18 protein-coding genes are annotated in these 25,983 nt (G+C 68.9%); 8 read left to right on the top strand and 10 right to left on the bottom strand.

Annotation, left to right across the window (positions count from 1 at the left end; genetic code table 11):
* Positions 1-10: 10 nt before the first annotated feature.
* Genes fabF through AC07F3_RS33920 form a run of 3 tightly spaced genes read right to left on the bottom strand, consistent with a single transcriptional unit; the run spans position 11 to position 5,657 of the window.
* Positions 11-1,288: a beta-ketoacyl-ACP synthase II gene (gene fabF / locus AC07F3_RS33930; RefSeq protein WP_479118408.1), complete on the bottom strand. Its 1,278-nt coding sequence runs from the start codon at positions 1,286-1,288 to the stop codon at positions 11-13.
* Complete coding sequence (locus tag AC07F3_RS33925; RefSeq protein WP_479118406.1) at positions 1,285-2,979, bottom strand: thiamine pyrophosphate-binding protein; 1,695 nt, start codon at positions 2,977-2,979, stop codon at positions 1,285-1,287. Before AC07F3_RS33925 ends, fabF begins: the two co-directional genes overlap by 4 nt.
* The gene (locus AC07F3_RS33920; RefSeq protein WP_479118404.1) at positions 2,976-5,657 is read right to left on the bottom strand and encodes an aldehyde dehydrogenase family protein; all 2,682 of its coding nucleotides are present in this window, start codon (positions 5,655-5,657) and stop codon (positions 2,976-2,978) included. Before AC07F3_RS33920 ends, AC07F3_RS33925 begins: the two co-directional genes overlap by 4 nt.
* A 647-nt stretch (positions 5,658-6,304) precedes the next feature.
* Here AC07F3_RS33920 and AC07F3_RS33915 point away from each other — a divergent pair.
* Positions 6,305-8,473 carry a protein kinase domain-containing protein gene (locus tag AC07F3_RS33915; protein ID WP_479118403.1) on the top strand — a complete coding sequence of 723 codons (2,169 nt, stop codon included), beginning with the start codon at positions 6,305-6,307 and terminating at the stop codon, positions 8,471-8,473.
* A 738-nt stretch (positions 8,474-9,211) separates the two neighbouring features.
* Here the strand turns inward: AC07F3_RS33915 and AC07F3_RS33910 are convergent.
* A complete protein-coding gene (locus tag AC07F3_RS33910) occupies positions 9,212-9,931 on the bottom strand; it encodes a DinB family protein (RefSeq protein WP_479118402.1) in 720 nt (239 codons plus the stop codon).
* An 87-nt stretch (positions 9,932-10,018) separates the two neighbouring features.
* Positions 10,019-10,552 carry a MarR family winged helix-turn-helix transcriptional regulator gene (locus tag AC07F3_RS33905; RefSeq protein ID WP_479118523.1) on the bottom strand — a complete coding sequence of 178 codons (534 nt, stop codon included), beginning with the start codon at positions 10,550-10,552 and terminating at the stop codon, positions 10,019-10,021.
* Between the two features lie 85 nt (positions 10,553-10,637).
* Here AC07F3_RS33905 and AC07F3_RS33900 point away from each other — a divergent pair, with 85 nt between their 5' ends.
* Positions 10,638-11,507 carry an alpha/beta fold hydrolase gene (locus tag AC07F3_RS33900; RefSeq protein WP_479118401.1) on the top strand — a complete coding sequence of 290 codons (870 nt, stop codon included), beginning with the start codon at positions 10,638-10,640 and terminating at the stop codon, positions 11,505-11,507.
* 302 nt (positions 11,508-11,809) lie between these two features.
* Here AC07F3_RS33900 and AC07F3_RS33895 read toward each other — a convergent pair whose 3' ends face one another.
* Complete coding sequence (locus AC07F3_RS33895) at positions 11,810-12,232, bottom strand: SMI1/KNR4 family protein (protein ID WP_479118400.1); 423 nt, start codon at positions 12,230-12,232, stop codon at positions 11,810-11,812.
* A 450-nt stretch (positions 12,233-12,682) separates the two neighbouring features.
* Between AC07F3_RS33895 and AC07F3_RS33890 the strand changes: the two genes are divergently transcribed.
* Positions 12,683-13,519 carry an ATP-grasp domain-containing protein gene (locus tag AC07F3_RS33890; protein ID WP_479118399.1) on the top strand — a complete coding sequence of 279 codons (837 nt, stop codon included), beginning with the start codon at positions 12,683-12,685 and terminating at the stop codon, positions 13,517-13,519.
* Between the two features lie 498 nt (positions 13,520-14,017).
* On the opposite strand, the gene AC07F3_RS33885 is transcribed toward AC07F3_RS33890, so the two are convergent.
* Positions 14,018-14,518, bottom strand: a complete 501-nt coding sequence (locus AC07F3_RS33885; RefSeq protein WP_479118398.1) for a VOC family protein — start codon at positions 14,516-14,518, stop codon at positions 14,018-14,020.
* A 377-nt stretch (positions 14,519-14,895) separates the two neighbouring features.
* A complete protein-coding gene (locus AC07F3_RS33880) occupies positions 14,896-15,726 on the bottom strand; it encodes a helix-turn-helix transcriptional regulator (RefSeq protein WP_479118397.1) in 831 nt (276 codons plus the stop codon).
* Positions 15,727-15,853: 127 nt separating this feature from the next.
* Here AC07F3_RS33880 and AC07F3_RS33875 point away from each other — a divergent pair, with 127 nt between their 5' ends.
* The gene (locus AC07F3_RS33875; protein ID WP_479118395.1) at positions 15,854-16,708 is read left to right on the top strand and encodes an NAD-dependent epimerase/dehydratase family protein; all 855 of its coding nucleotides are present in this window, start codon (positions 15,854-15,856) and stop codon (positions 16,706-16,708) included.
* Between the two features lie 106 nt (positions 16,709-16,814).
* Here AC07F3_RS33875 and AC07F3_RS33870 read toward each other — a convergent pair whose 3' ends face one another.
* Positions 16,815-17,282: an RICIN domain-containing protein gene (locus AC07F3_RS33870; protein WP_479118394.1), complete on the bottom strand. Its 468-nt coding sequence runs from the start codon at positions 17,280-17,282 to the stop codon at positions 16,815-16,817.
* 145 nt (positions 17,283-17,427) lie between these two features.
* Here AC07F3_RS33870 and AC07F3_RS33865 point away from each other — a divergent pair, with 145 nt between their 5' ends.
* The 3 genes from AC07F3_RS33865 (at position 17,428) to AC07F3_RS33855 (ending at position 22,838) form a co-directional block, all read left to right on the top strand.
* The gene (locus tag AC07F3_RS33865) at positions 17,428-21,195 is read left to right on the top strand and encodes an nSTAND1 domain-containing NTPase (protein WP_479118392.1); all 3,768 of its coding nucleotides are present in this window, start codon (positions 17,428-17,430) and stop codon (positions 21,193-21,195) included.
* A 474-nt stretch (positions 21,196-21,669) separates the two neighbouring features.
* Positions 21,670-21,939, top strand: a complete 270-nt coding sequence (locus tag AC07F3_RS33860; RefSeq protein ID WP_479118390.1) for a hypothetical protein — start codon at positions 21,670-21,672, stop codon at positions 21,937-21,939.
* 263 nt (positions 21,940-22,202) lie between these two features.
* Positions 22,203-22,838, top strand: coding sequence for a LysE family translocator (locus AC07F3_RS33855; protein WP_479118389.1), 636 nt, complete (start codon positions 22,203-22,205; stop codon positions 22,836-22,838).
* Positions 22,839-23,888: 1,050 nt separating this feature from the next.
* Here the strand turns inward: AC07F3_RS33855 and AC07F3_RS33850 are convergent.
* A complete protein-coding gene (locus AC07F3_RS33850; protein WP_479118388.1) occupies positions 23,889-24,962 on the bottom strand; it encodes a hypothetical protein in 1,074 nt (357 codons plus the stop codon).
* Positions 24,963-25,285: 323 nt separating this feature from the next.
* Between AC07F3_RS33850 and AC07F3_RS33845 the strand changes: the two genes are divergently transcribed.
* The gene (locus tag AC07F3_RS33845; protein ID WP_479118387.1) at positions 25,286-25,444 is read left to right on the top strand and encodes a hypothetical protein; all 159 of its coding nucleotides are present in this window, start codon (positions 25,286-25,288) and stop codon (positions 25,442-25,444) included.
* Positions 25,445-25,983: the final 539 nt, after the last annotated feature.

Here is a 25,983-nt window from a genome sequence, read left to right as displayed (position 1 = left end):
GGCCGGGACCTCATACCGTCTGGACGACGAGAGCGGCATTGTGGCCGCCGAAGCCGAACGAGGTGCTGAGGGCGATCCGCAGGTGCTCGTGGTGCTGCGTCCGGTGCGGCACGAAGTTGATGTCCGGGTCGATCGGCTCGTGGCAGTTGATGGTCGGCGGGACGTCACCGGTGCGTAGGGCCTGGATCGACGCCACGAGCTCGACCGCTCCGGCGGCGCCGATCATGTGCCCGGTCATCGACTTGGTGGAGCTGACCGGGATCCGGGTCACACGCTCGCCCAGGACCTTGTGCAGGACGGCCGTCTCGGTGGCGTCGTTCAGCAGCGTTCCGGTGCCGTGCGCGTTGACGTAGTCCACGTCCTCCCCGGCTATCCCGGCGTCGCGCAGCGCTTTCTCGACGGCGAGGCAGGCGCCCCGTCCCTCCGGGTGGGGAGCGGTCCAGTGGTGAGCGTCGGAACTCGCTCCGTAGCCCTTGAGTTCGGCCAGAGCCGTCGCCCCTCGCCTGGCCGCTGCTTCGGCGGCCTCCAGCACGAGCACGGCGGCTCCCTCACTCATCACGAAGCCGTCGCGGTGCGCGTCGAACGGCCGGCATGCCGCGGTCGGGTCGTCGTTGCGTCGGGACAGTGCGCGGGCGTTGCCGCTGCCCGCGAGGTCGACGGCGGTGACGCAGGCGTCGGCGCCGCCGACGAGGACGACGTCCGCCTCCCCATGGCTGATCATGCGCATCCCCGCGCCCACCGCATCCGCGCCGCTGGCGCACGCCGTGCTCTGGGCGCGGCTGGGCCCCTGGGTGCCCAGCCGCATGCTGATCTCACCGGCCGCGCTGTCCATGGCGGTGGTGACCTGGGCGAAGGGGCTGATGGCCCGTGGCCCCTTGTCGCGCAGGGTGTTCGCGGCGCGGTAGATCGACCCCACCGGGCCGTAACCGCTGCCGATGATCACGGCGGCTCGTGGCGCCAGGCGCTCGTCGACGACGAGCCCGGCGTGCTCGCACGCCTCCAGCGCCGCGGCGAGAGCGTACTGCGCGTACGGGTCGGCGCGACGGCTGACCGTCGGCGGCATGTAGCGGTCGGGTGTGAATCCGCGGACCTGCCCGCCGATGCGGACGTTGAGGCCGGTCACGTCGATCGCGTCCACCGTGTCGATGCCGCTGCGCCCGGCCAGCATCGCCGTCCATGTCTCGTCGACGCTGTGGCCCAGCGGCGTCACCGCCCCGTACCCGGTGACCATCACCCGGCGCCGGGCTCGGCCGCGCCCGGCGTCACCCTGCTCCCGCACGTCTGTCACTGGGGAACCACCTTGGCGTCGCGCAGGGGCGGGCAGATGTCGTCGGGGGCGACCGGCACCATCAGTACGGCCGTGCCTTCCTGCGCGCAGAACCGCCGTGCGGCCAGGATCTCCTCGGTCAGAGCGGCCTTGTCGCGCAGCACGCGGTAGTGGATGTCCGGCCCGTCCATGACGGGCGGCGGCGCGCCCGGGCGGAGGAAGGAATGGCGTTCGGCATCGAGGCCGAGACGGGCGCGTTGGGCGTCCAGCCAGCCGTAGCCGCCGTTGCACAGCACCACGTACAGAACGCCGCCGTGGGCTGGAGCCGCGGCGGCGATGTCCGCGCGGGCCGCGAGGAACGCTCCGTCCCCGATGAACGCGGTGACCTCGTGATCCGGGGCGGCCCGCTTGACCCCGATGGCCGCGGCCGCTCCGAAGCCCAAGGGGGTCTGCTCCGACGGCACGATGGACCCGCCACCGGCGTGGAAAGGGAAGCAGTAGGACCACATGTCCTGCAGCCCGTTCTCCTGGACCAGGATGTGGGACGTGCCGGCGGTGGCGTCGAGCGCGGCGAGCAGCTCAGCGATGCGGATCCCCGGCAGTGTCGCCGCTTGGGTCAATTCCGCCGCCACGTCGAGCGACATGGTGTTGCGGGCGACGACGATGGCGTTCGCCCACAGCTCGGTGGCGTCTGCGGGGTCGGCCTTGCTGTCGTCCAGGGCCCGCGTCCAGCCGAGCACGGCGTGCCGGGCGTCTCCGAGTACGCGGGGGCCCGGGAACTCGGCCGACAGCCCGCCCGGGTCGACGTTCACCTGCACCACCGTGACCGGGGGCATCGGCGTTCCGCCTTCGACGACCGTCTCCTCCAGCCGCCCGGCCAGCGACACCACCAGGTCGCACGATGACCACAGCTCACGGGCCGGGGCCGTGGAATAGAGGCCGGCCACGCCGCAGAACAGCGGGTGGCGCTCGTCCACGACGCCACGGCCGGACGCGGTGGTGAAGAGCGCGGCGTCGAGGCGCTCGGCGAAGCGCTCGACCACACCGTCGTCGTTGCGGTGCCGCATGCCGCCGCCTACCAGCACCACCGGACGCCGGCTCGCGCGGATCGCCTCCCACGCGGGCCCCGGCGTCACAGGGCCGGGCTCAAGGACCAGCGGTTCGGGCAGCGTTGGCTGCGGTCCGGTGATGAGGATCTCCGCCGTGCGGACGTCATCGGGCACCTCCAGGTACACGGGCCCCGACGGCGGCCCCACGGCGCGGGTCAGCGCCGTCACCGTCGCGGGGACGACGCGGTCCGGATGCCCTACCCGGTGCGCCCACCTCACCAGGGGCGCTGTCACGGCGACTTGGTCGAGCTCCTGGAACCCGCCGCTGCCCCGGCGCCGTTCGGCGACACCGGCCGCGAGCACCAGGACCGGCACGCCGGACTCCCGCGCCTCAAGGAGCCCGGTGGCCGCATGCGTGACGGCGGGCCCCTTGCCCAGGGCACAGACGGCAAGCCGACCTGACTGCAGTGCGTAGCCCGTTGCCATGTACATCGCATTGCGCTGGTCCCGGCACGGCACGACGTCCAGACCGGCGCGATCGAGGGCGCGTAGCAACTCCAGGTCGTCGCCGGGCAACCCGAAACACGTGTCCACCCCGTGGGCGACCAGCAGGTCGACGACGGCCGACCACGCGTCGGGGTACCGCTTGCCCACCCGGGTCACGAGCCGTCCACCGCGGTCGGGGCGGCCATCGGAAGATTCCGTGCCACGGCCTGGGACATGAGCAGCGGTTCGGCGTGCCGCTCGCCGCCGTAGGAAAGGTAGTTCGCCCTCATCCCGTACCCGCCGAACGGGCGGTTGCCGTCGTCGGCGTCGAGCAGTGTGTGGTTGACAGAGGTGTGGTGCCGCTTGGACAGAACGTTCACCGTCTCCGGATCGTTGCCGTAGACCATCGCGCCCAGCGCGCGTTCGTTGAAGAACGGGCCGGCCAGGCGTTCCCGCAATCGCCGCGCACTGGGATAGGCCACCACGTTGAACACCGGGGCGAACATCTCGTCCAGAGGGATCTTGTCGTCGAAGCCCCACAGAAGCACGGTCGGATCGATCCGGCGGGCGGGCAGGTCGATGCGCCCGCCGTGCCGGATATGACCCACGTGACGCACCAGGTAGTCCGAGCAGTTCACCAGCGCCGAGTCGTAGAAGATGGGACCGTAGTCGGCGCCGGGATCGCGGTTCTCCCCGAACCGCAGCGAAGCCAGTTCCGCGGACAAACGGTCAATGAATTCCTCGGTACGCCCCTGTGGCACATACACGACGTCGGGGCCGAAACAGTCCTGGCCCGAGTTGTAGAGCCGGATGGTCGTGAGATCGTGCACGGCACGAGAAAGATCGGCGTCGGGTGCGATCACAAAGGGATTGACACCCCGGCCGAAGAACAGAAAGAGCTGGTCTCCCTCCAGGTCTTCGCGAATGATTTCGGCATTGGAGTAGTTTCCGGTGAAGACGATGAGGTCCGCCCCGCGCACCGGACCCGTCACAAACTTTCGCTGACTGAGCTCGGACATCTCGATGGGCAAGCCATGGACCGGCGCCAGCAGCTCATGCAGGCGCTGCGCCTGGCTCTTTATCTCCGAGGACGGCCGGAAGGCGATGCGGTCGCTGTAGAGAGACGCCACGAGCAGGTAGAGCGCGTAGGAATAGAGCGGAATGTTGGAGGGCATGAAGATGGCGGCCAGGGGCACGCGCCCGGGCCGCATCCGGAGGATCTCCTCCTCGGCACCGTCGAGCGTGGCGAGAAATGCGCGGATTTCCGCACGGGCGGTCTGGTGGGGCGATATGTCGGTCAGAATGTCCAACACCGCGTCATCGTGGGTGGCCACGTAACGGCGCACCGTGCGCAGCGCGTCGACGCGCTCGGCGAAGGGGATGCGGTAGTCGGGCACACCGACGGCCGCCCCGGACTTGGCGAGGTCCGGGGTCAGGGTCCGCGGCGTGGAGAGCGAAGTCATGGCGATCTTCTCCAGAACGGCCAGGTCAGGCTTTCCCGTGCTGGTCAGGGGCAACGCGGGAAGCACGACGATGCGGTCGGGCTGCTCATAGCCGGCGAGTACGCGGCGTAGCAGGTGTCTCCAGTGCGCGGCCTCATGGCCGTCCGGGTCCTCGATCACATACACCAGACGGCAGCCCGCACGCTGGTCGGGGACGGCGACGACAGCCGTTCGCGCGCCGGCCGCCTCGGCCCGTTCGGCGAGGTGGTCCGGATAGAGTGTGTGGCCGTCGCGGTGCACTGCGTGTTTGCGCCCGACCGGGAACACGTGGCCGGCGTCGTCGACCCATCCGATGTCGCCGGGGCGGTGGACGGGACCCGGCACCGGAACGATCTCACCGTCCGCGCCCAGATGACCGGTCATCAGGCCGTCACTGCGTACGACGAGTTCGCCGAGCCGGCCGTGAGGAAGCGGCTGGCCGTGGTCGTCGTGGACCTCGACAGCCACGCCGGGCAGGGGAGTGCCGCAGCCGACCGGATCGGCGTGGGACGCCAGCGCGATGTTGCCCACCTCGGTCGCCCCGTACCCGTCGAGCAGGTGACGCCCCGTGCGGGCGTGGAACCGGGCTGCCAGGCCGCGCCCCAGCGGCGCGCCGCCCACACACCAGGCCCGCACCCCCTCCAGCGAATGCGCGAGAGCGGGGCGGCGGTCGAGCAGGTTGAGCAGGCTGTAGTAGGTCGAGGGAGCGCCGTCCACCACGGAGAGGCCGTGCGCCACGCCCAACTCGAGCGCATGGTCCAGGCGCGTAGTCGGCCCGTAGACCACGAGCGTGCCGCCGCCCAGCCACCAGCACAGGACCAGCGACAGACCGTATTGGTGGGAGTACGGCAGGACGGGCAGGAACACGTCGTCGGGCCGGTATCCCATCCGTTCCGCGCTGAGAGCGAGGTTGTCGAGGATCGAACGACCGGATCGCACAATGCCCTTGGGGCTGCCCGTCGTGCCCGACGACCACGTGATCGCGGCATCCGGACGCCGAGCCCAGGACGCCACATCGAGCACGGCCCCCGGGGCCGAAGCAGGCTGCGCCGCCGCGGTCCCATCCGCAGCGTCGCCGGTGTCGAACACCACGCGTGCTTGAACGCGCATCCGTGCCAGCTGTGCCGGCGCGGCCCTATGGTCGGCCAGGACCACGGAAGCGTCGAGGTGAATGAGCGCGAGCAGATCGACGACCCATTCCGGGGAATTGGCCGTGCTCATCATGACTCGTGCTGCGGATGTGATACCGCGGCGTACGAAGATTTCGACGGCACTGAAGATGCGGTCCGTGATTTCCTCTGTCTCCCAGACGTGTCCTTCCGGTGAGACCAAGCGTCTAGAAATCGACAATGCGTACACCTTGACGCCGAGCATGTTCAGCGTTCTGTATGTGCATGTATGTCAACTCGCAATCCCGCGAAAGGTCGCCCCTGTTGAGCACGATGCATATCGAGTGACTATCCCATGCCGCTGGAACGGTGTCGAGCACGTCATCAACTCCCCATGACGCGTATGGGGCTGCTGGTAGTGAAGTGACGGAAGAGGTATGCGGCGAGCGGTTAATTCCGGTCGATCAATTCATGGCGGTAGCGGCGGTCGTGCACAAGGGAATATGTCTCCGGCCTGGTATGAATCGCGTGCTGCGCGCAGCACGGACATGCACATCAACTTGCTCCTTCAAGCCATTGGTGATTGGTCTGTCCGCTCTGCTGGTCCGGAGCCGTGGCAGGGACTACTGGACCTGATCGCGTCTACTCGGACTGTTTGCCGGACAGCGTGAGGGTGTCTTCGATGGTCCTGGCGAGGTGAGATGTCCCCAGGGTCGCGGCTTGATGAAGGCCGGGTGGCCCGCCCGGGGTGGTATCGAAGGGATCGCCTGGTCGGCCTCGCCTGTCGAGCACACACCTGGTTCGGCGGTAGCGGAGGATCGGGGGCTGTTGCTGACGACCGCTGGTTGTATCCGGTTGAATCGGCCTTGTTGCCGGCTATGGCATCTGGACGTAGGGGAACCGGAGATGGTCATGCGTGTTCTGATGGGCCGGTACGAGCTCCTGTCGGTGGTGGGCCGGGGCGGGATGGGAGAGGTGTGGCAGGGGCGCGACCGTGTGATCGGACGGCGGGTCGCGGTCAAGCTCATGCCCGGCGGCACGGAAGGTTCCGGTACGGATCTGTTTTTTCGTGAGGCGCGCACCGCGGGCGGGCTCAGCCACCGCGGGGTCGTGACCCTCTACGACATGGGCCAGGATCCGGTGGACGGAACGCTGTTCCTGGTCATGGAGTACGTGAGCGGCCGGGATCTGGGCGCGGTATTGCGGCAGGAGGGGCTGCCTGCTGTCGAGTTGGCGGTGAACTGGGCTCTCCAGATCGTGTCCGCACTGGATGCGGCGCATACCGCGGGGATCGTGCATCGCGACCTCAAACCGGCCAATCTGATGCTGACTCCGGCAGGCGAGGTGAAGGTCCTGGATTTCGGGATCGCTCGCTTCATCGAGGGCACTGACCAATCGAGTGCGGTGATGGGCACCCTCGCCTACATGGCGCCGGAGCGGTTCGAGGGGCGCTCCGGCGACGCTCGCTGCGACCTGTATGCCCTCGGCTGCGTCCTGTATGAACTGCTGACCGGCAACACGCCGTTCCAGGCTGCTGATCCGGTCGCGATGATGACCGCTCACCTCACCAACGCACCTGTGCCTCCGGGCGAACTGCGGGCTGGTGTTCCTGCGGCACTCGAGCACCTGGTGCTGTCCCTCCTGGCGAAGGCTCCCGCAGACCGCCCTGCAACAGCCATCGATGTCCATCTCGCTTTGCGTGCTCTGGGCAACTCCGATCAGCCGCGCGCAGGCGCCCCCCTCGCGACGGTCCCCGGGGGCGTTCTGCTGGCCCCGGCGGGGCCAACGCCTCAAGCTCCGGCGCCGGGTGCCGGGCCGGCCTCGTCGGCCGACGTGTCCTACCTGCCGATGCAGCCGCCCTCTCATCCACCGGCTGCGGCCCGGCCGTATGACGAAGGGACAGGAGGGCCGGGTTCTCTGGGTCGGCGTCGTGTGCTGAGGCTCGGCCTGGGGACGGCGGCGCTGGCCGCCACTGGTACCGGCGTGGCGTTGCTGCCGTGGGACAGCGCCAACGGGGGCAGTGACGGGGCGTCCTCCAACAAGCCGGTGAGTGCTCTGGACGGCGGCACTCTCATCTGGCGCTTTCCCGCCTCTACCAGAGTCTCTTACAGTCCCGTGCTGGGGAGCGGCGTGCTCTATGCCAGACGCGACGGGATCATCTACGCGATCGACTCCATAACTGGTCGTGAGCGATGGCGAGTCGGGGCCCCCGACGCGAACACGGTCGAAAGAGTGGACGCCACCGACCGCCTGGTGTACACCGTCGGCAAGGCCAGCGAACTGATGGCGCTCAAGACCGATACAGGCGGAACGGCTTGGACCTTCGCTGCACGGAGCGCCATCGACAACGTCACCGTTGCGGATGGGGTTGTCTATGCCGTCAGTCTCGACAAGAACGTCTACGCACTCGACGCGGTCACAGGTGTCAAGAAGTGGAGCTTCGCGACGGGCGACTTCCTTCTCTCCTCCCCGAAGTTTGACCGCGACACCCTCTACGTCGGCGGCGATGACGCGACCCTCTACGCCGTGGACGCCGCGACCGGAAAGAAGAAGTGGGCTTTCCAAGGCGGCCGACCGTTTCGTGCGACCCCCGACGTGGCTGACGGAATCGTGTTTGCCGTCAACAACGACCAGATCCTGTATGCCCTGGACGCGGTCACCGGTGCCAAGAAGTGGACGGCCCCGCTGCACGGCTCCACCCCTGCCAACGACAATGACCGCCCCTCGTGCCCCACCGCGGCATTGGGGATGGTCCTGGTCGGAGGATACGACGGTCTTGTGCACGCCTTCGATGCGAAGACCGGTGCGCGGAAGTGGACCTACGGTGCCGCCTCAGGTGCCTTCTCGCCCACCACGCCCGCTGTGTCCCGGCTTGCCTCCACGGTTTATGTGGGAGACCGCCAGGACGGAACCATTCACGCCCTGGACATGGCGTCTGGTAGCAGGCAGTGGTCCTACAAGACCGGCGCCGGCATGGGCGGGGCTCTCGACGCATATGGGCCGATCGCCACACCGAGTTACCTGTTTGTCGCCAACCGGGACGGCTTTATCGCTCTGGCAACCGGCTTCGGCACCCACTGACGGGACAACCTCTTCGACCGCTCCGTTTGTGCAGCCACCCCTTGAAACCAATCGGCCAGCGCACCAGGCCCGAGGCCTCGCCGAGCAGCCATGGCGGCTCTGGGGTTTCGTGTACTCGGGCTCAAAGGCCGGCCTCCAATTTCCCGACGCACACTCGAGAAGGGGCTCGGACGGGGACACGGCTGCGGTACCCGTCCTTCGCTCGCCTCTGGCCGGTGGGGGAGTCCGCCTTGCCCGGCAGACGCGTTCGAGCAGATGTCGTGGTGCGGCGGCGGCCTCGACCGTGCAGGGGCTCATCGCCCGCGCGCGTACAAAATACCTGCGATGGCGCTGGCGGTGTTGGTGAGGACAGTCAGAGCCCAGGAAGGGATTCGCTGGATCACCAGGTGAACGCCGCCCACGCGGAGTTCGAGCTGGGGGCGAGCAGTTCCTGCGGGGCGTGGTGTCATCGCGGCCTCCGGTCCGGTTGGAAGACTCCGGCATCGGAGCCCACCAGGGACGACACTGGCCCTGCGGGACTTGCACTTCTGGGGCTGTGCCGCGACGAGTTGCCGTAATCGCATCGCCGACCTCCAAGCGGCGCACCTCCACCGGCCTACGGCCCGCCCGGCCGGGACCCGGACCAGGGACGCCGGGATGCTCGAGAAGTACTCCGTCCGGCTTTGGGCCCGGCGGCTCGGCACCGCCCAGACGGTCCGGGATGCCCGCATCCGCAAGTTGCTGCGTCCATAGCCGGCCCTACCCGGCGTCCTGGGCCTCGATCAGGTCGAGGTCGCGGACGCAGAAGCCGTGGTGCTCGAAGGTCTCGTTGAGCACCGTGCCGAGGCACTGCCGCACCAAGCGGCCCCGGGCGTACGGCGGCCAGACATCGTCGTCGGGAACCGGCGCTCGGGCTGCGAGCTGCTGAGGGGCGATCTCGTCGAGCCAGGCCTCGAGCTCGGCGGCCTGTGCGTCACGCACGCTCACGATCTCGTCGAGGGACGGATCGAGCGAGAGGTCAAGTCCGTGCGCTCCACGGTAGGGCGCGACGGTCGGCCCGATGCCCATCGGCGTGAACAGCTCCGTCGAACCCAGGCAGCAGCGGCGGAACCACGAGTCGTGGACGAAGACCAGGTGGCGCATCGTCTCCACCGCCGACCACTCGTCGTTCACGCTGCGGCGCTCGATGCCGGGCGTGCGACGGATTCGCTCGATTGTGGCAGCCCAGCTGGCGTGGAGCTGACGCGATGCCTCGCGCAGATCGGCCAGGTCCTCGGAGCGGATCAGCGCCCGCACCGGATGACGCCGGTCAAGTTCTGCCTCGACGTACTCGGTGACCTCGACACCGTTTACCACGAGGTTGGTGACGAGCCCGTCGATCACGGCATCCCGCATGACGACGCCGGTCAGGCGTGCCCCGGTCAGATCGCACTCGCGGAACTCCGCGCCGTGCAGATCCTCGTCAACATACCGCGTCATGCTCCGCATCCTACGAGGTCGCGCAGATAGGCGTCAGGCGGTCTTGGCTTGCTGACGGGGACGGGCCCAGGTTCCGTGATCACGGACTTACGGCGTTCCGCGATCATGGGTCTGTGTCTGTGCTGTCCTCGTGGCTGACCGAACCGCTGTGGTGTCGGCGGGCCTGCTGGCGGTGGCTGCGGGCGTCGACGCGTCGCAGGCGGGAGCGGCTGCTCGAAGGGCAGCGGTCAGGTAGCGGTGAACGATGTCCAGTTCACCCGGGGTGAAGTCCTCGGCGGCATCGACGAGGTTGGCGATGAGTGAGCCGAAGAAGGACCAGCCCAGTTCCACGGCTTTCTGCTCGACCGTCAGCATGACGCGCCGCCGGTCGTGTTCATCGCGTTTGCGACGGACGAGCCCCAGGCGCTCCAGCCGATCGAGCAGGGCGGTAGTGCCCGCCGAGTTGAGCCGCAGCGCCGAACCGAGCCGTCCCGGGGTGACGCCGGTGCCCGCACGTTCGGCGTCCAGCAGGTGGATGAGGGCCCGCAGATCGGTGGGGTGCAGGCCGTTTCGCGTGGCGAACTCCGCGCCGCGTAGATCGAATTCAACGGTCACCGCGCGCAGGAGATGGACCAGCCGCATCGCCTGGTCGATGTCATCACTCACCGGGCTAGTATCTCGCCGAGCGAGAGAATTGGTCAACGAGATGATTCCCGGAGGGTTCACGGTGTCCGTATCCCCAGAGTTCTTCGCGGCCTACGACGCACTGCTCGCCCGCTGGCCCACGGGCACCACCGAAATCGACGTACCCACCCCGTACGGCACCACCCGCGTCCATGCCTACGGCCCGGCCGGAGCCGCCCCCGTCCTCCTGCTGCACGGCGGCGGTTCCACCGGCGCGGTCTGGTTCGCCAATGCTCCGGCACTCGGCACGCATCACCGGGTGCTGGCCGTCGACATCCTCGGCGACGCCGGACGCAGCATCCCCAGCGGGCGCCCGCTGCGCACGACCACCGACCTGATGGCCTGGTTGGACGCCCTGCTCGACGGTCTCAGCGTGTCCCGCGCGCACCTGCTCGGTCATTCCTATGGCGGCTGGATGGCCCTCACTTACGCCCTGCACGCCCCAGGGCGGGTCGATCGGCTGGTACTGCTCGACCCGACCCAGTGCTTCGCCAACTTCCGCCCGGGTTTTCTGCTGCGCTCGCTGCCGCTACTGCTCCACCCGACCCAAGCCCGCGCAAGCGCGTACCTGGACCGCGAGACGGCGGGTACGCACACCGACCTCGGCTGGAAGCGGCTCTATGCCTTGGCGGTCTCGGGCTTCGCGAACCGGAAACTGGTCGTCGGCCGCCGCCCGGACCCCACGGCGCTGAGCGCCCCGCTCCTGGTCCTTCTCGCCGGCCGCAGCGACGCCCATGACGCCGCGAAAGTCGCGGTCCGCGCCCGAAAGGCCGTACCGGCCGCCCGGATCGAGATCCTCACCGAGCTCACCCACTTCGCCATGCCCACCGCCGAGCCCGCGCAGACGAACCGCCGGATCACCGACTTCCTGGCAGACAACCACGGCAAGCAAACCGCCCTGGGCGCGGATTGAGGAAGACCGAGCGGAGCGGCACGGCGAAGAGGAGTTCGGCGTGTATCCCGGGACGCTGAACAGCTGGGTGTAGCGGTGGCGGCGCGACGGCTCGGCTCCCTCCGAAGGGGGACTCATCCTATTCAGGCGGCTTCCCGAGGTCTCGCCTGACCGACAAGCGTCGCACCGATTGATGATTCACGGAATGTGGGCCGGGACCCGGGTTTGGGAGGCACCGTCATCCACGGTCGGGTAATGTTCACGAGCTCTGTTCGGAAGCCCGTTAAGGGCCAAGTCGACAGCCTGCCCGGTGGATCCGTTCGCTACAGCTGATACCAGTCGTCTCCGCCGACGCGCAGTGAACGGCCCAGGTAGTCGCGCAGGTTGGTGGCCACCCATCTGCGGCTGTCGCTCTCGTGTTCCCAGACGAACACGTCCGGGCGCCGCGGCTTCTGCACGAAGGCGAACTGATCGCCGCCTCCATTGTCGCCGAAGAACAGGAGGGCATCGAAAGACATATAGAGCTGGGCGAAGGTCCCGTCGGACCAGAAGTGGAGGTTCTGCTCGACGATCTGGTCGATGGTCCAAACAGTGTCCACGTGAGAGTGGCCGAGCACCCCGTTGCTCTCCGACAGCAGATGCCTAAGGTCCGTCGGCAGAGCCCGCCCCAGCCGCCTCTCGGCCTCGACGATCTCGGACGCCCGGGCCGGCTCCCGAAGCCCTGCATCAGGAAAGATTTCCTGCACTGCCTGTCTCCACATGACAGCGAGCTTAGCCAAGGGCGACGTCACCTCTGGTGCACGTCCGCAGCACCCATGATCGCCAACTGCTGCCCAAACCGCGGCCCACTCGCTGGTGTTTCGCGTGAACGAAGCCAGGTCGTACCGGCTGCGCACCCGGGACGACTGCGCCCCGCACGCCGGACACACGGCCCGCACCACAGCCGCCCGGGCCCGCACTGCTACCAATTCGCCTTCAGACGCGACGTTTTCGACCACGACACTTTCGACCCGGTGGAACCACACGTACTGGAGGAGGACATCACCCACGGCCGTTCATGGTCGCCGTTTCGGTGATTCTCCGGGGCACTGGCACTGACAGTGATGCAGAACCGCCGATGTCCCGTCGATGAGTCGGCCCGAGACCGTGTCCCGGGGGATAGGTAGGTTGGTGTCACCGTCTAAAGGAGATACACCATGCTTGACCGTCGCAGAGTTCTGTTCGTGACCGACCTCGCCTACCAAGCCAGGGGGCGGCGCTACTGCGACGAGGACATCTTCCTGACCTCCCGGCTGCGCGACGACTTCGACATCGCCTTGTGCCACCCGCTGGAGGCCGCCGCGCTGATGGACGCCTTCGACGTGGTGGTGGTCCGCAACAGCGGGCCCGTGCTCTACTACCAGAAGGAGTACGACACCTTCCGGGAGCAGGTCGCGGCCCGCGGCACCCTGATCTACAACCCGCTGTCCGGACGGGGCGACATGGCCGGTAAGCAGTACCTGCTGGACCTGACCGCCGCCGGGTATCCGGTCATCCCCACCATCGACCAACCCGGTGACCTGCACCTGCTGCCCGAGGTCGGCCACTACGCGGTCAAGCCGAGGGCAGGTGCGGACTCCATCGGCCTGGCCTTCGTGCCCCGGGAGGAACTGGGAGGTCTCGCCTACGGTGACATCCTTGTCCAGCCTCGTATCGATTTCCGCTACGAGGTGTCCTTCTTCTACGTCGACGACGCGTTCCAGTACGCCCTTCATGCCCCTGATCCGGAGCGGCGCTGGGTCCTGGAGCCCTATGAGCCCACCGACGCCGACCTCACCTTCGCCCGGCGCTTCGTTGACTGGAACACCCTCGATCACGGCATCCAGCGCGTGGACGCCTGCCGCACCCGGGATGGCGAGCTGCTCCTCGTCGAGCTGGAGGACCTCAACCCCTTCCTGTCCCTGGACCTGGTCTCCGACCGGACCCGTGACTCCTTCGTGGCGAGCATGACGGCATCCCTCCACTGTTTCCTGGAGGCTCACCCCCGCGCCTGATGTGGCTGATGGGTCCGGTGTGATGCGCTCAAGGAAGCGATGTCACATCAGGGCCTGGGCCGGAACGCGGAGTGAGCCGGACGAGTTGGGGAGATGGTGACCTCTGCCCTGGCCCGTACAGCTTTCTCGCACCGTGCCGCACTGGCATCTCCCGGCGTCGGCTCGGTTCGCTGATCGCGGAGTGGGCGCCGGGATGGATGGCGCGGTAGAACTCGCGGCTGCCTCGGCACCGGTCGCCGTCCGTACGGAGCCGCCGGCGCGGGCACGGTCATTTGGCTGCCTTCCAGCGTCCCCGTGACGGGAAGACGGTCAACCCGTCGGAATTCCGCAAGCGCGTGCTCGCGGCTTGACCCGCGAGGCCCGAGCAACGGTCCAGCCCTGGCGCCCCATTCCCGGTACGGGACCTCTTCGGCCTCACGGCCATCGGCGGCTCACGCTTTGGGCCTGATGCGCGCCGCCGACGGAAGGCGAGTCCGTCCGGATCTCCCGGAGCGCCCCTCAGGTGGCGGATCCTGCCGCGGCGCCGGTCTTGAGGTCGGGCCCCCAACGCTTGAGTGATTCTTCGAGGTCGAGCGCGCCTGGGCGGGCCTCCTCGGTCACGGAGGGCCAGTCCTCGCGCGGTACACGCCACATGACCTCGAACTCGTTGCCGTCGGGGTCCTTGGCATAGAAGGATTTCGACACGAGGTGGTCGGTCGAGCCGACGAGGGCGCCGCGCTCGTTGAGCTTGGCGGCGACGGCGGCCAGCTCGCCGAGTGTGCCGACCTCCCAGGCCAGGTGGTAGAGACCGACGCGTCCCTGCTCGGGACCTGGCGCGTCCGGTCCGACGGAGAACAGGCCGAGATCATGGTCGTTGAGTGTGTCCTCGGCGCTGAGGAATGCGGCCCGGCCGGGGATGTCGACGTCGAGGCTGAAGCCGAAGACGTCGGTGTAGAACTCGACGGCTCTCGTGACGTTGCGTACATAGAGCACCGCGTGGTTGAGGCGACGCACAGGCATGGGGGGTCTCCCTGGAGCGGCGAAACGTGAGGCGGTGGCCTCGTCTGCGACCATAGAACAATGTGAGACTTCAAGTAAATGCCCTGAATCTGCGACTGGTCAATTACGCAAAGTTATGTTCGTGTGCTGCTCAGCCCGAGACTCGCATCCGCCGCGCGCCTTGGCGGTTTCGATCCGGGGCGGGGCAGGGGTGACGCCGAGCCCGGTCGGTCGTCGGTCGGTCGGCCCAGGAGAGACGCAGCCGGCCCGGCGTCCGCAGCCCGTGCCCGTCGCTGACCGAGCGCACCGCGCATTTGCGCGGCAAGTCGGCGGCCGCCCGCGGACGGACGGATGGAGGCGCCCGTAGGCCGAGCTCCCTTGTCCTGGCGCGGCGTCAACTATGAGCTGGAGGCGAGGTCCTGAAGGCCGACGACCCGCAGCAGTTCGAGGCGCTGATGCGTGTCGGTGCCCGGTCGCGCCGAGTGCACGATGAGCTGCTGGCTGTGCCCGTCGCTGAGCAGTACCTCGCAGTCGAGATCGAGGGTGCCGACCACGGGGTGGAGGAACCGCTTCGGTGACGGGCGGCGCACGACGACATCGTGCGACTGCCAGTACGCCTCGAACTCCTTGGAAGCAGCGCGGAGTTCATCGACGAGCGCAGCCGGTCCGGGATCGTCGGGGCGGGCCGCGGTGACCGCCCGCAGGCTTGCCACGTGGGAGCGGGCGTGCTGCTCGTGGTTCTCGGGCGGGAACAAGGCACGGCTACCGGGGATCGTGAACCAGCGCCGGATCAGATTGGTCCCCACGTGGTCTCCGGTGAGAGCCACCGACATCGTGTTCTGCGCGAGCACCTCGCCCCAGTCGCTCAGCACCGACGCGGGCAGATCGGTCAGGCGGTCGAGGATCATCAGAAGGCCGGGGCGGACATGGCCAGAGGAGCCCCCGGGGCGCGGCGGCTCCTCGCCCGCCAGGTGGAACAGGTGGTCGCGCTCGACGTCCGTGAGCCGCAGGGCGCGGGCGAGCGCGGTGAGCATCTGCCGCGACGGATGGGAGCCGCGGCGCTGTTCGAGGCGGGTGTAGTAGTCCGTTGACATCCCGGCGAGCTGGGCCACCTCCTCGCGGCGCAGGCCCGGGGTGCGACGCCTGGGGCCGGCGCCCAGGCCCACGTCGGAGGGGGTCAGCCGGGTGCGGGAGCGGCGCAGGAAGTCGGCGAGTTCGATTCGGTCCACCCGGTCAGGGTCCCTCGGATCCGGGCTCGTATCCAGGGAGAGCCGGTCCCTGGATGGGCGCGTCTCTCCCGCCGCGCCCGCCGTGCCCGCACGCTGGGGACATCGCTACGACAACGAGGAGGCGGCCATGCTGACATTGGTGACAGGCGCTACGGGCCAGGTCGGGAGCCGGTTCGTGCCGCGGCTGCTGCAGAACGCGGCACCCGGTGACGAGGTGCGGGTGCTGGTGCGGGACAGCACGCGCGGCGAGCCGTTCGCCGAGCTCGGCGCCCAGGTGGTGGTGGGTGATCTGCGGGACACGGACGTGCTGGGCAAGGCCACGGACGGTGTGGACGCGGTGGTGAACGTGGCGGCCGCGTTCAGGGGAGTGCCGGACGAGGAGGCCCGAGCGGTCAACCGGGACGCGGCCGTCGAACTCGGCCGAGCCGCCGTCGCCTCGGGCGTACGCCGGTTCGTGCAGGTCAGCACCGGGCTCGTTTACGGCAGGGGACGTGGAAAGGCGCTGGTCGAAACCGACGAGACAGTGCCGGGCGGCCACTTCTGGGGTGCCTACCCCGAGTCCAAGGGGGAGGCGGAACGAGCGCTCGGCGCACTGGACGGCCTCGATGACCTCCGCATCGGACGGCTGCCCTTCGTCTACGGCGACGGCGACCCCCATCTGTCCGTCGCGCTGCGGTGGGCGCCCGACTGGCCGGCCATGCAGCGCCTGCACCTGGGCCACCACATCGACGTGGCCCAGGGCCTGCGGCGGTTGCTGTACGCGCCCGGCGCGCACGGTGTGTACAACATCGCCGACGACGCACCTCTCACCACGGTCGACCTCTTCCAGTTCCACGGTCTGCCCGTGCCGCCGGAGGCATACGAGAAGGAGGCCCCGGACCCCTGGAGCGGCGTGATGTCCACGACCCGCATCCGGCACGAACTGGGCTACCGCCCGTTCATCCCCTCGCTGTGGGCGGCCCGGGACGCGGGCGTGCTGTAGCGGCTCTCCGGGGCAGGACGGCTGCTGCTGAGCGCGCCGTGCCGGTCGCCCGGGGGTGCCGTGCCCGGCCCGGCACGCGGGGTGCCGGGCCGGGGCTGATGGCCGGTCAGAAGTCCCAGGCCTGGCTTGCCGCGCCGTTGCAGCTCCAGCTCACGAGGAGCTGGCCGTTCTCGGGTCGGCCGCCGAGGATGTCCAGGCACTTCCCGTTCATACGGTTACGGATCTCGTCGCCGATGCGGAACCACTTCTGGTTGATGCCGCCGTCGCAGTCCCACATGCTCGCCGAGCCCTGGTCGCCCTGGGCGAAGGCATAGATCTCCAGGCACTTTCCGTTGAGGTTGGAGCGGATCTGCTCGCCGTCCCAGCGCCATTGCTGGTTGGTATTGCCGTGACAGTCCCACGTCACCGTGGAAGCGCCGTTCTCCTGATGGAACGCGAAGACGTCCGCGCACCTCCCGTTCAGCTTGGACTTGAGCAGCGGTGCCGCGGCGAACGCGGGCGACGCCGACAACGTCCCGCCGGCCACAAGACCGGTCGCGGCCACCAACAGCATCAGTCGTCTCAGAACCCTCATGGTGCTCCTCCGTATCGCTCTTGCGCGGTTGCGCTGAGTCAGGTCTAGCCCCCGGTGGATGTCCGGCGCCGGGACGCGGATTGCGGACATCAAAAGCTGGACAACCACCACGCAGCACGGCAGGCAGGACTCCGGGAGGGAAGCGATGCCACGCCCCGAACGCCCGCTCGACCCGGACGGCAGCCCGCTGACGCGGTTCGCCGCCGACCTGCGGAAGCTGCGTGAAGCAGCGGGTCTGCCGCCGTACCGGACCTTGGCGAAGCAGGCGCACTACGCGTCCACGACCCTGTCGGACGCCGCGGGCGGCCGCGCCTTCCCGAGCCTCGCCGTGACGCTCGCGTACGTGGAGGCGTGCCGGGGCGACCGCACGCAATGGGAGACGCGCTGGCACGCGGTCGCCGCCGAGATCGCGGCCGACGCCACCGGCGCCGGCCCGGCCGAGACCAGTACGCCGTACGCAGGCCTCTCGGCGTTCCAGCCGGAGGACGCCGACCGGTTCTTCGGGCGGGAGCGGCTGACCGACGAGGTACTCGCGAAGATCCGGGACCACCGGTTCCTGGCGGTCTTCGGGCCCTCCGGGTCGGGCAAGTCCTCGCTGCTGCGGGCAGGCCTGGTCGCCCGTGCACGGGCCACCGATGGGCCGGTCATGCTGTTCACGCCGGGCCCGCACCCCGTGGAGGAGTGCGCGATCCGGCTGGCCGCGAGGACGGGTGAAGCGCCGGGCACGCTGCTGACCGAGCTCCGGGGCGACCCCGGGGCGCTGCACCTGCGGATCCGGCAGACCATGACGGACTGCCCGACCGACGTCGACACGCTGATCGTGGTCGACCAGTTCGAGGAGGTCTTCACCCTCTGCCGGGACGGCGGCGAACGGGCCGCGTTCATCAGCATGCTGACCGCCGCAGCCACGGCACCCACCAGCCGGGCCCGGGTGGTCCTCGGCGTACGCGCCGACTTCTACGAGCACTGCGTGCAGCAACCCCGCTTGGTCGAGGCGATGCGTGACGCACAGATCGCGGTCGGCCCGATGAGCAGCCAGGAACTGCGCGAGGCCATCACGCGGCCGGCCGCGCTCGCGGGGTGCACGGTGACCGGCGCCCTCCTCGCGGCGGTGGTCGCGGACGCGACCGGTCAGCCCGGCGCGCTGCCCCTGGTCTCACACGCGATGGTCGAGACCTGGCGTCGCCGCAGCGGCAACCGCCTCACCCTCGACGGATACCTGGCGGCGGGCGGCATCCAGCACGCCCTCGCACAGACCGCCGAGGCCGCCTACCGGGCGCTGACGCCCGCCCAGCAGGACCTCGCCCGGTCCCTCTTCCTGCGCCTCACCGCGCTCGGCGACGGAACGCAGGACACCCGGCGCCGGATCACCCGGGACGAGCTGGACCAAGGACCCGACACTGCCGTCGTGCTCGAATCCCTCGCCGGGCAACGTCTGGTGGTCCTGGACGAGGAGTGCGTCGAGATCACCCACGAGGCGATCATCCGGTGCTGGCCGCGTCTGCGCAGCTGGCTGACCGAGGACCGGGACCGGCTGGTCGTGCAGCGGCAACTCACCGACGCGAGCGCCGACTGGGAGGCCCACGACCACGATCCCCACGCCCTGTACCGAGGGGCCCGCCTGTCGGCGGCACTGGACCTGGCCGCCGGCGACGGCAGCCACCTGACCGCCAAGGAACGGTGCTTCCTCGATGCGAGCCGCCAGGCACAGGCCGACGAGCTGGCGGCGGCCAGACGGCGCACGGTCCGTCTTCGTCAACTGGTCGCCCTGCTCACCGTGTTGGCGTTCGTGGCGGTGACCGCAGGCGTCCTCGCCATCGGCTCACGCGGGTCAGCCATCCAGCAGCGCAATGTCGCCATCGCACGCAAGGCCGCGGCGGACGCCGCCGGGGTACGCCAGCAGAACCCCGCGCTCGCCGCGCAACTCACCCTGGCCGCACACCGGTTGGCCGACACCCGCGACGTACGTGACCAGCTGATGAGCGCGTTCTCGACCCCGTACACGAGCAGGATCACCGGCCACACCTCTGACGTGGTCTCCCTTTCCTTCGCTCCTGGGGATGCGGTGCTGGCCACCGCGAGCTGGGACCGGACGGTCCGGCTCTGGGACGTCCGGGACCCGCATCGCCCCCTACAGCTCGCGGTGTTGACCCAGCCCGACCGGCTGGTCTCAGTGGCGTTCGGCGATGGCGGCATGGTCCTCGCCACGGCGAGCGAACGCTCCGTGCGTCTCTGGGACGTGTCCAACCGCCGAGCTCCAGGCCAACTGAGCACACTTCCACAGCAACTCGCCGCACCAACGTGGGTGGCCGCCAGACCCGGCGGCGTCATCGCCACCGGCCACATCGACGGGACGACACGGCTGTGGAGTGTGGGCGATCCCCGGAGGCCAAGCCTCCTCGCCACTCTGCCGGGCCACACGGACGCGGTGACCTCGGTGGCGTTCAGCGCGGACGGCCGCACGCTCGCGACCACCGGCGACACCACCGTCCGGCTGTGGAACGTCATCGACCCCGCGAATCCCCGGCCCCTCGACGTCCTGCGCGGACACACCAATACGGTGACCTCGGCCGCCTTCAGCCCCGACGGCCGTACCCTGGCCACCGGGAGCTGGGACCACACCGCACGCCTCTGGGACCTCGGCGACGCCCCGCGAACCCGGGCCCCCGCGATCCTGCACGGCCACCCCGCCATCGTCTGGTCGGTGGCGTTCGCGCCGGACGGCCGGACGCTCGTCTCGATCGGCGGTTCCACCCTGTTCTGGGACGTCGCCCACCCGGCGGACCCGAAGCGGATCAACATGGTCCAAGGCGGCGCCTATCAGGCCGCCTTCAGCCCGGACGGCCGTACCCTCGCCGACTCCGACCGGCTGCTCGACCTCAAGGACCTGACTTCCGCAACCCACGACGACGTGGTCACGTCCGTGTCGTTCGACCCCGGTGGCCATCTCCTGGCCAGTGCCAGCTGGGACGGCACCGCGCGTCTTTGGCAGGTCGTCGGCGGGCGGGCCCTGTGGCCGCTGGCCGTGCTGCGCGGGCACACCAAGTTCGTACGGTCCGTGGTGTTCAGCCCGGACGGACGCACCCTCGTCACTTGCAGCGAGGACACCACCCTCCGCGTCTGGGACGTAGGTGACCCCCGCACGCCCCGACTGATCTCGCTCCTCACCCCCGAGGCCGGCGAAGTGGGAGGCGCTCGATTCGGCCCCGACGGTCACCTGCTGGTGGTCTGGGCCCAACGGGAGACTGGGCTTTGGGACTTGAGTGACCCGGGCCGGCCGCGGCGGCTGGGCCGGTTGCCCGCGGTCGAGCCGGACGGCACGATGGCCTCGATCCGCCCCGATGGCCACACGCTGGCGACGAGCACGGGTGAGTCCGGCTCGCTGCGGTTCTGGGACATCGGCGACCCGCGCAGCCCCCGGGAGTTGCCGTCGCCGTTCCGCTCCGAACCGCTGGCCGCCGGAGTGTTCAGCCCCGACAACCGGAGGCTGGCCGCCATCCACCGGGCGGACCAGGCGATCTGGCTCATCGACGTCGAAGACCCGGCCCGCCCGGTGGAGGTGAAGCACCTGCCAGGTCCCGTCTCATGGCTCTACACACTCGCCTTCGCCGCGGACGGCCGCCAACTGGCGGCGGGTGCGGCGGACGGGAGGGCCTTGCTGTGGGACCTGAACGGAGATCCTGTTCCCACCGTCCTCACCGGCCACTTTGGCCCCGTACCGACGGTGGCATTCAGCCCGGACGGACACACCCTGGCCACCGGAGGCAACGACTTCACCATCCGGACGTGGGAGACCCGCCTGGACAAGGTCATCGCCCGCATCTGCGACAGTGCGCACCCCCGTCTCACCCGGGCGGAGTGGGCCCAGTACTTCACAGCGGTCGACTTCGACCCACCCTGCCCCGGCACCTGACACGGGGTGGTCGGTACGCCTCATGGGAAAGTACCTCCAGTCGGTGACCAGCCGGTGGTGATCACACTGTCCGTGCGGCGGTGGTACTGCTTGTCGGCCAGCCGGCATTCGTAGCAGCTGTGCACATGGGTCGACGGAAGCTCGCGGTCCACAGAGTGAACCGACCGGCCCTTCTCTGCGCGTTGTGCGACAGGTCGGGAGGCGCCGGGCTATTGGGGTGTGCGTTTCGGCCACGTCCGCTGCATCGCTGCGGCGTCGAGGAGGGCTCTGTGGCATCGTGACGAGTCCGGCCCGCCAGGCTCCCCCGTCTTGGCGGGCCGGACTCCTGCCGCAGCAAGGGGGAGATCAGCCCGTGTTGGGCGACGGGCCGCTGACTTGCATGGGTCGGCCTGGATGGAGAATGGGCGCGTGCTTCCTCCCCGACTGCTGTGGTGTGATCCGCGGCCCATCCCCCGGTTCAATCGGCAGGAGCCGGTGACCCTGATCGTCCGAGATCCCGGCTTCTACGAGCAGGGCGATGCGGACGACTGCTCACGGTACGGGTACTTCTGCCAGGCGCATGAGCACCCCTACTGGCACGAGTCCTGCGGGGACGGTCCGCATCTGATCGCCCTGCACTGCCAGGAGCACGGGCCGGAGAACATGTGGCCGCAGCCACTCATGCTGATGTTCCCGGAAGGGTTCGACCCTTCGCTGAGCGACGCAGAGCTGGCCTGGGTACGGGCGGAGGACGACGCTGTCTAGGCTGGGGCAGTGTGCCGGCGCGGGCGGTGGAGCCGTCCTCGCGGTAGGGGGGGTGTCACCTCGCCGACAGCCCAGCGGTACCCGTGGGCGTCGGCAGTGCTGTCCAGGCCTGGAACGGGCGTTGGCCCTCGCAGTCTGCGACAGGTCCACCAAGTCCTGGGGCCACGATGGGGGACTGTCCAGAAGATCTTGTGCGTTTTAGGCTGCCGGGAGCGGGGCCGGTGCTCCGTGCTCGCTCGTTGTCGTGAGATCAGGGGCTCGTCGTGATCACTTCCATCGTCGGTTTCTCTCTGTTCGCCCTGGTGGTGACGGTGGCTCCAGGCCCGGACACACTCTTGGTGCTGCGTAATTGCATGCGCGGGGGCCGTCTGTCGGGTGGTGCGACGGCGCTCGGTGCGGCGGCGGGATCGCTTGCCTGGGCCGTCGCGGCCGCTGTGGGGCTGGCTGCGGTGCTGCAGCGTTGGGACACGGCCTTCACCGTGGTCCGCCTGGTCGGCGCCGCGTATCTGATGTTCCTGGGCGTGCAGAGCCTGTGGGCATGCCGTCGTGGTGCGGCGGGCGGAGCGGAGATGCCGGGGGAACCGGTGGGGTCTGCTCCGGCTGTCGGGCGGGCTTTCCGGCAGGGGCTGTTGAGCTGTCTGCTCAACCCCAAGGTGGGCATCTTCTTCGTGTCGGTGGTCCCGCAGTTCCTCCCCAGCGGCCAAGGGACGCTGTCTGCGACTCTGGCTTTCGGTGTCATTGATGCGGCTATCGCTGCTGTGTGGTTGATGCTGGTCACACTGTTCGCAGCCCGGATGCTGACGTGGCTGCGCCGTCCGCGTGTGAACACGGTGATGGAGCGGATCGCGGCCGGCGTTCTGGTGCTTCTGGGCCTGGGGACTGCGGCCGAGACGGTCTAGGCGGGCGCGGAGCCCTCAGCTCCGGAGCCACACTCGGATGGTGCGCGACGGTGGCGGTGCCGTGCCGCTTGGTGAATCTCATGGCCACGGCCTGGGAGCATTCGAGAATGTTGCTCGTCCGCTCGGCGTCCCGCCGCGCACGACCGGTGGGCCCTTTGCGAGGGGTAGGGGCTGCCGCCGCGAATGCCGTCGATGACGCTGCCGTGCTGGGCCGGTGCCGCAAGGAACAGACCGCGCTCTGGGCGGATTGGTACTCGCTCGAACCGTTTCTCCGGTCCCGTCCCGCGCCAGAGCCAGGGCCAGGCGGATCGTCGCGCTGCAGTCGTAGCGGTCGGCGGCCGCGCGGATCCGGGCGTCGGTGTGCCCCCGGTCGGTGTCCGCCCATGCGAGGGCCTCGGCGCCTTGCTGGTCCCCTGCTCGCTCCTTCTCAAAGGCCGCGCGGATCCGGGCGCTGGGGCTGCTGAGGCCGGCGGCGGGGTGGCGGGGGAGTGGGCCCTTCCGCACGGCAGCCAGCACATGAGTGGAATCCGTCCGCATTCGGCGGTGGCGCTTGCCCAGGCCAGCTGTATCACGGAGGCCATCGCGAGCCGGGCAGGTGACAGCCCCTGCCGGACGCCGGGCACCACACAGTGCCCTACCAACGGAAGCCTGCAGGCTGAGACTTCAGCACAACCAATGAAGAGCACCCACGACGTCCCGAAAGTGAGACAGGGCCGATCGTCGTACAGTCCCCACACCCAGGGATGGCGGCACCCCAGTCCGGCCACTGCGCCGTCACCTCCATACCGATCCTGCCGGGGCGTCAGGCTCCGGGTGCTCGGAGCAGTTACCCGTTCGGCTCAGCTCCGCGTACCAGTGGGGGCCCGACTTCGGGGTGCGCTCCAGGGACGCGCAGTCCATGGATGTCTCACGCATCAGTTGACATGCGGTGGTCTGGGCCTCAAGGGCTCGCCCTGGTCGTTGCCCGCACGGTGGTTGGTCGTTGCGCCATACCCGTGAAGATCAACGCCAGGGAAGAACACCATGGAGTGGATCAATTACCCCAATAGCTCAGGCGAAGTCGACTTGGGAGACGCGAGCCCGGTAGAACCGCGGTGTGTACCCGTAGCTGGCGTCGAGTCCCTGCGACCTCGTGCGCAGGCCGTGGGCGTCGAAGAAGTCGACGTGGTCGTTCCACCAGGCGCCCTGGCGGGTCGAGTCGGTGGCCTCGATCGCCTGGATCCAGAAGCTCTCGCCGGAGGCGACCCGGGCGAAGGACTTCACCCCGTTGGTCGGGAGCGGCTCTGCCGGCCCGATCCAGTGTGGATTTACCCCCGGGTTGCTCGTCGGTCGTCTGCTGCTCGTCGGGTGCCATGGAGTGACCTTGCCGGTCGACTTGGAGACCTGGTTGACAGTGGAGCCGTCGGTCATCAGCAGGTAGTCGGACCCACTCAGGTCGGTGTCCAGGCTATGGCCGTTGGTGACCGTGATCGTCTGCTCGCTCTTGAGTGCGAAGTCCTCGTAGGAAGTGCCCGACCAGCTGTACCTGATCAGGCACTTGGCGCCGAGGGCCCAGAGGAAGGCCCCGTCGTACCAGACGCCGTGCGCACCCTCGTAGGCGAATGAGAGGGCCTTCTTCAGGGTGGACACGTCGTCCGTCCGACCGGGTGCCGGTGCGTAGACGGTGAGGAGGCCGGGCTCGCTGGAGGCGACCACAATGGCCCCGATGCCCGGGATCCGTTCAATCCCGTGCGGGTTGCCGAAGGGGGTCTCGTGCCAGAGCAAAGGGGCGTTCGGCGCGTTGAGGTCGCCGATGCCGACGATCCCGACCTTCCCGTACGAGGCGGTGACCAGGGCGACCGTGCCGTGCGCCGTGGTGTTGCGGAACTTGATGTCGGAGAGGTTCCTCCAGGTGGCGCGGTTGTCAGCCGTGTCGGCCGGCGGCGTCCAGAGCCACTTGCGGTTGGCCGGGGTCCAGGTCGTATCCGCAGAGTCGTGAAGCAGGATCTGGTTCTTGAACTGCTCGCAGAGGGCGATGTGGTTCGAGCCGGCCGCCTGGGCCGCGGAGGCGGGCAGTGCCAGTGTGGCCAGCGGTCCCCCAACAGCGGTGGCGGCCAGGCCTTTGAGCAGTGAACGGCGGTGCATGTGATTCCCCCGGAGAGCTGATGATTCTTTGCCGCGTGAATTTATCGCATGCAGGTTCGGTTCCATCGTGGAAGGGGCAAGAAGCGCCTCTGCCCGGCCGGTTTCGAGGGGGCTGTCCAAGGCAGCCTCGACCCACGGGCGTTTTATGCTGGCGCCCTGTAACTCTCCCCTTGTCTGGGCAGGTTGCTACTGAGACAGACGGGTCCCGGGGAGAACGGCTTAGGCAGGAACTGGACCACCCGGTTCACCAACGAGTGGATCACCAGGCTTGAGGTCTACCGACTTACCGGAGACGTACTCTGGTCGATCGCGCATGCCAGTCGGTGACAGCGGGCGGCACGCTCTACGACTACACCGACCAGGAGGGCATGGACGCCAAGTTGGCCGTCCTCCAACAGCTCGGGGTCACACACGTGTCGGTGTGGACGCTGGGTGGAAACCCGTGGTTCTCGGCGTCGGCACTGCGCCACACCACCCGCTGAACCGTGGCCGCTCCCGTACCCACCGCGGCGCTCCTTTGCGCCCGTGTGGGGGCGGGGCGAGGTGACCCTGGTGGGGACTGTGCGTGGTGGGCCTGTGCGGGAACGCAGCCCGGATGCCAGTGGACCACGCGTGTCCGGTGCCGGTGTTCCACACCGCACTCCTGGCAATTGATGGTGAGCACGCGACCAGGTACTGCACGCACTTACGTGACATGGCCGGGTTGGGCGCCGGGGTCGAGGATCTGCGCGCCAACAGCCACTGGCGCCAACGAGACCGTGCCGACCGTCATCGTGGCGCGTCCGGCTCACACCACCCCCGATCGAGGCCTGGGTGCGCGAGCAGCCCTCCCGTTCCGCGTGATTCAGGACTCGCCTGTGCGCTGTAGCCGCCGGTTGACCCGCATCCTTATCCGCACGCTGCTGACCGTCGACGTGATGGCCTTCACGCGTCCCGGCGATGTGATGCGCCAGGGCGGCACCTGTCCGGCTCGGGGCCCACTTCCTGCCCATCCCCGAAGAAGCCGTGAGGCTCTCATCAC

The organism is Streptomyces sp. NPDC045846, assembly GCF_056431605.1.
Note: the sequence above shows the minus strand (reverse complement) of the source record. Positions and strands in the feature narration are given on the sequence as shown.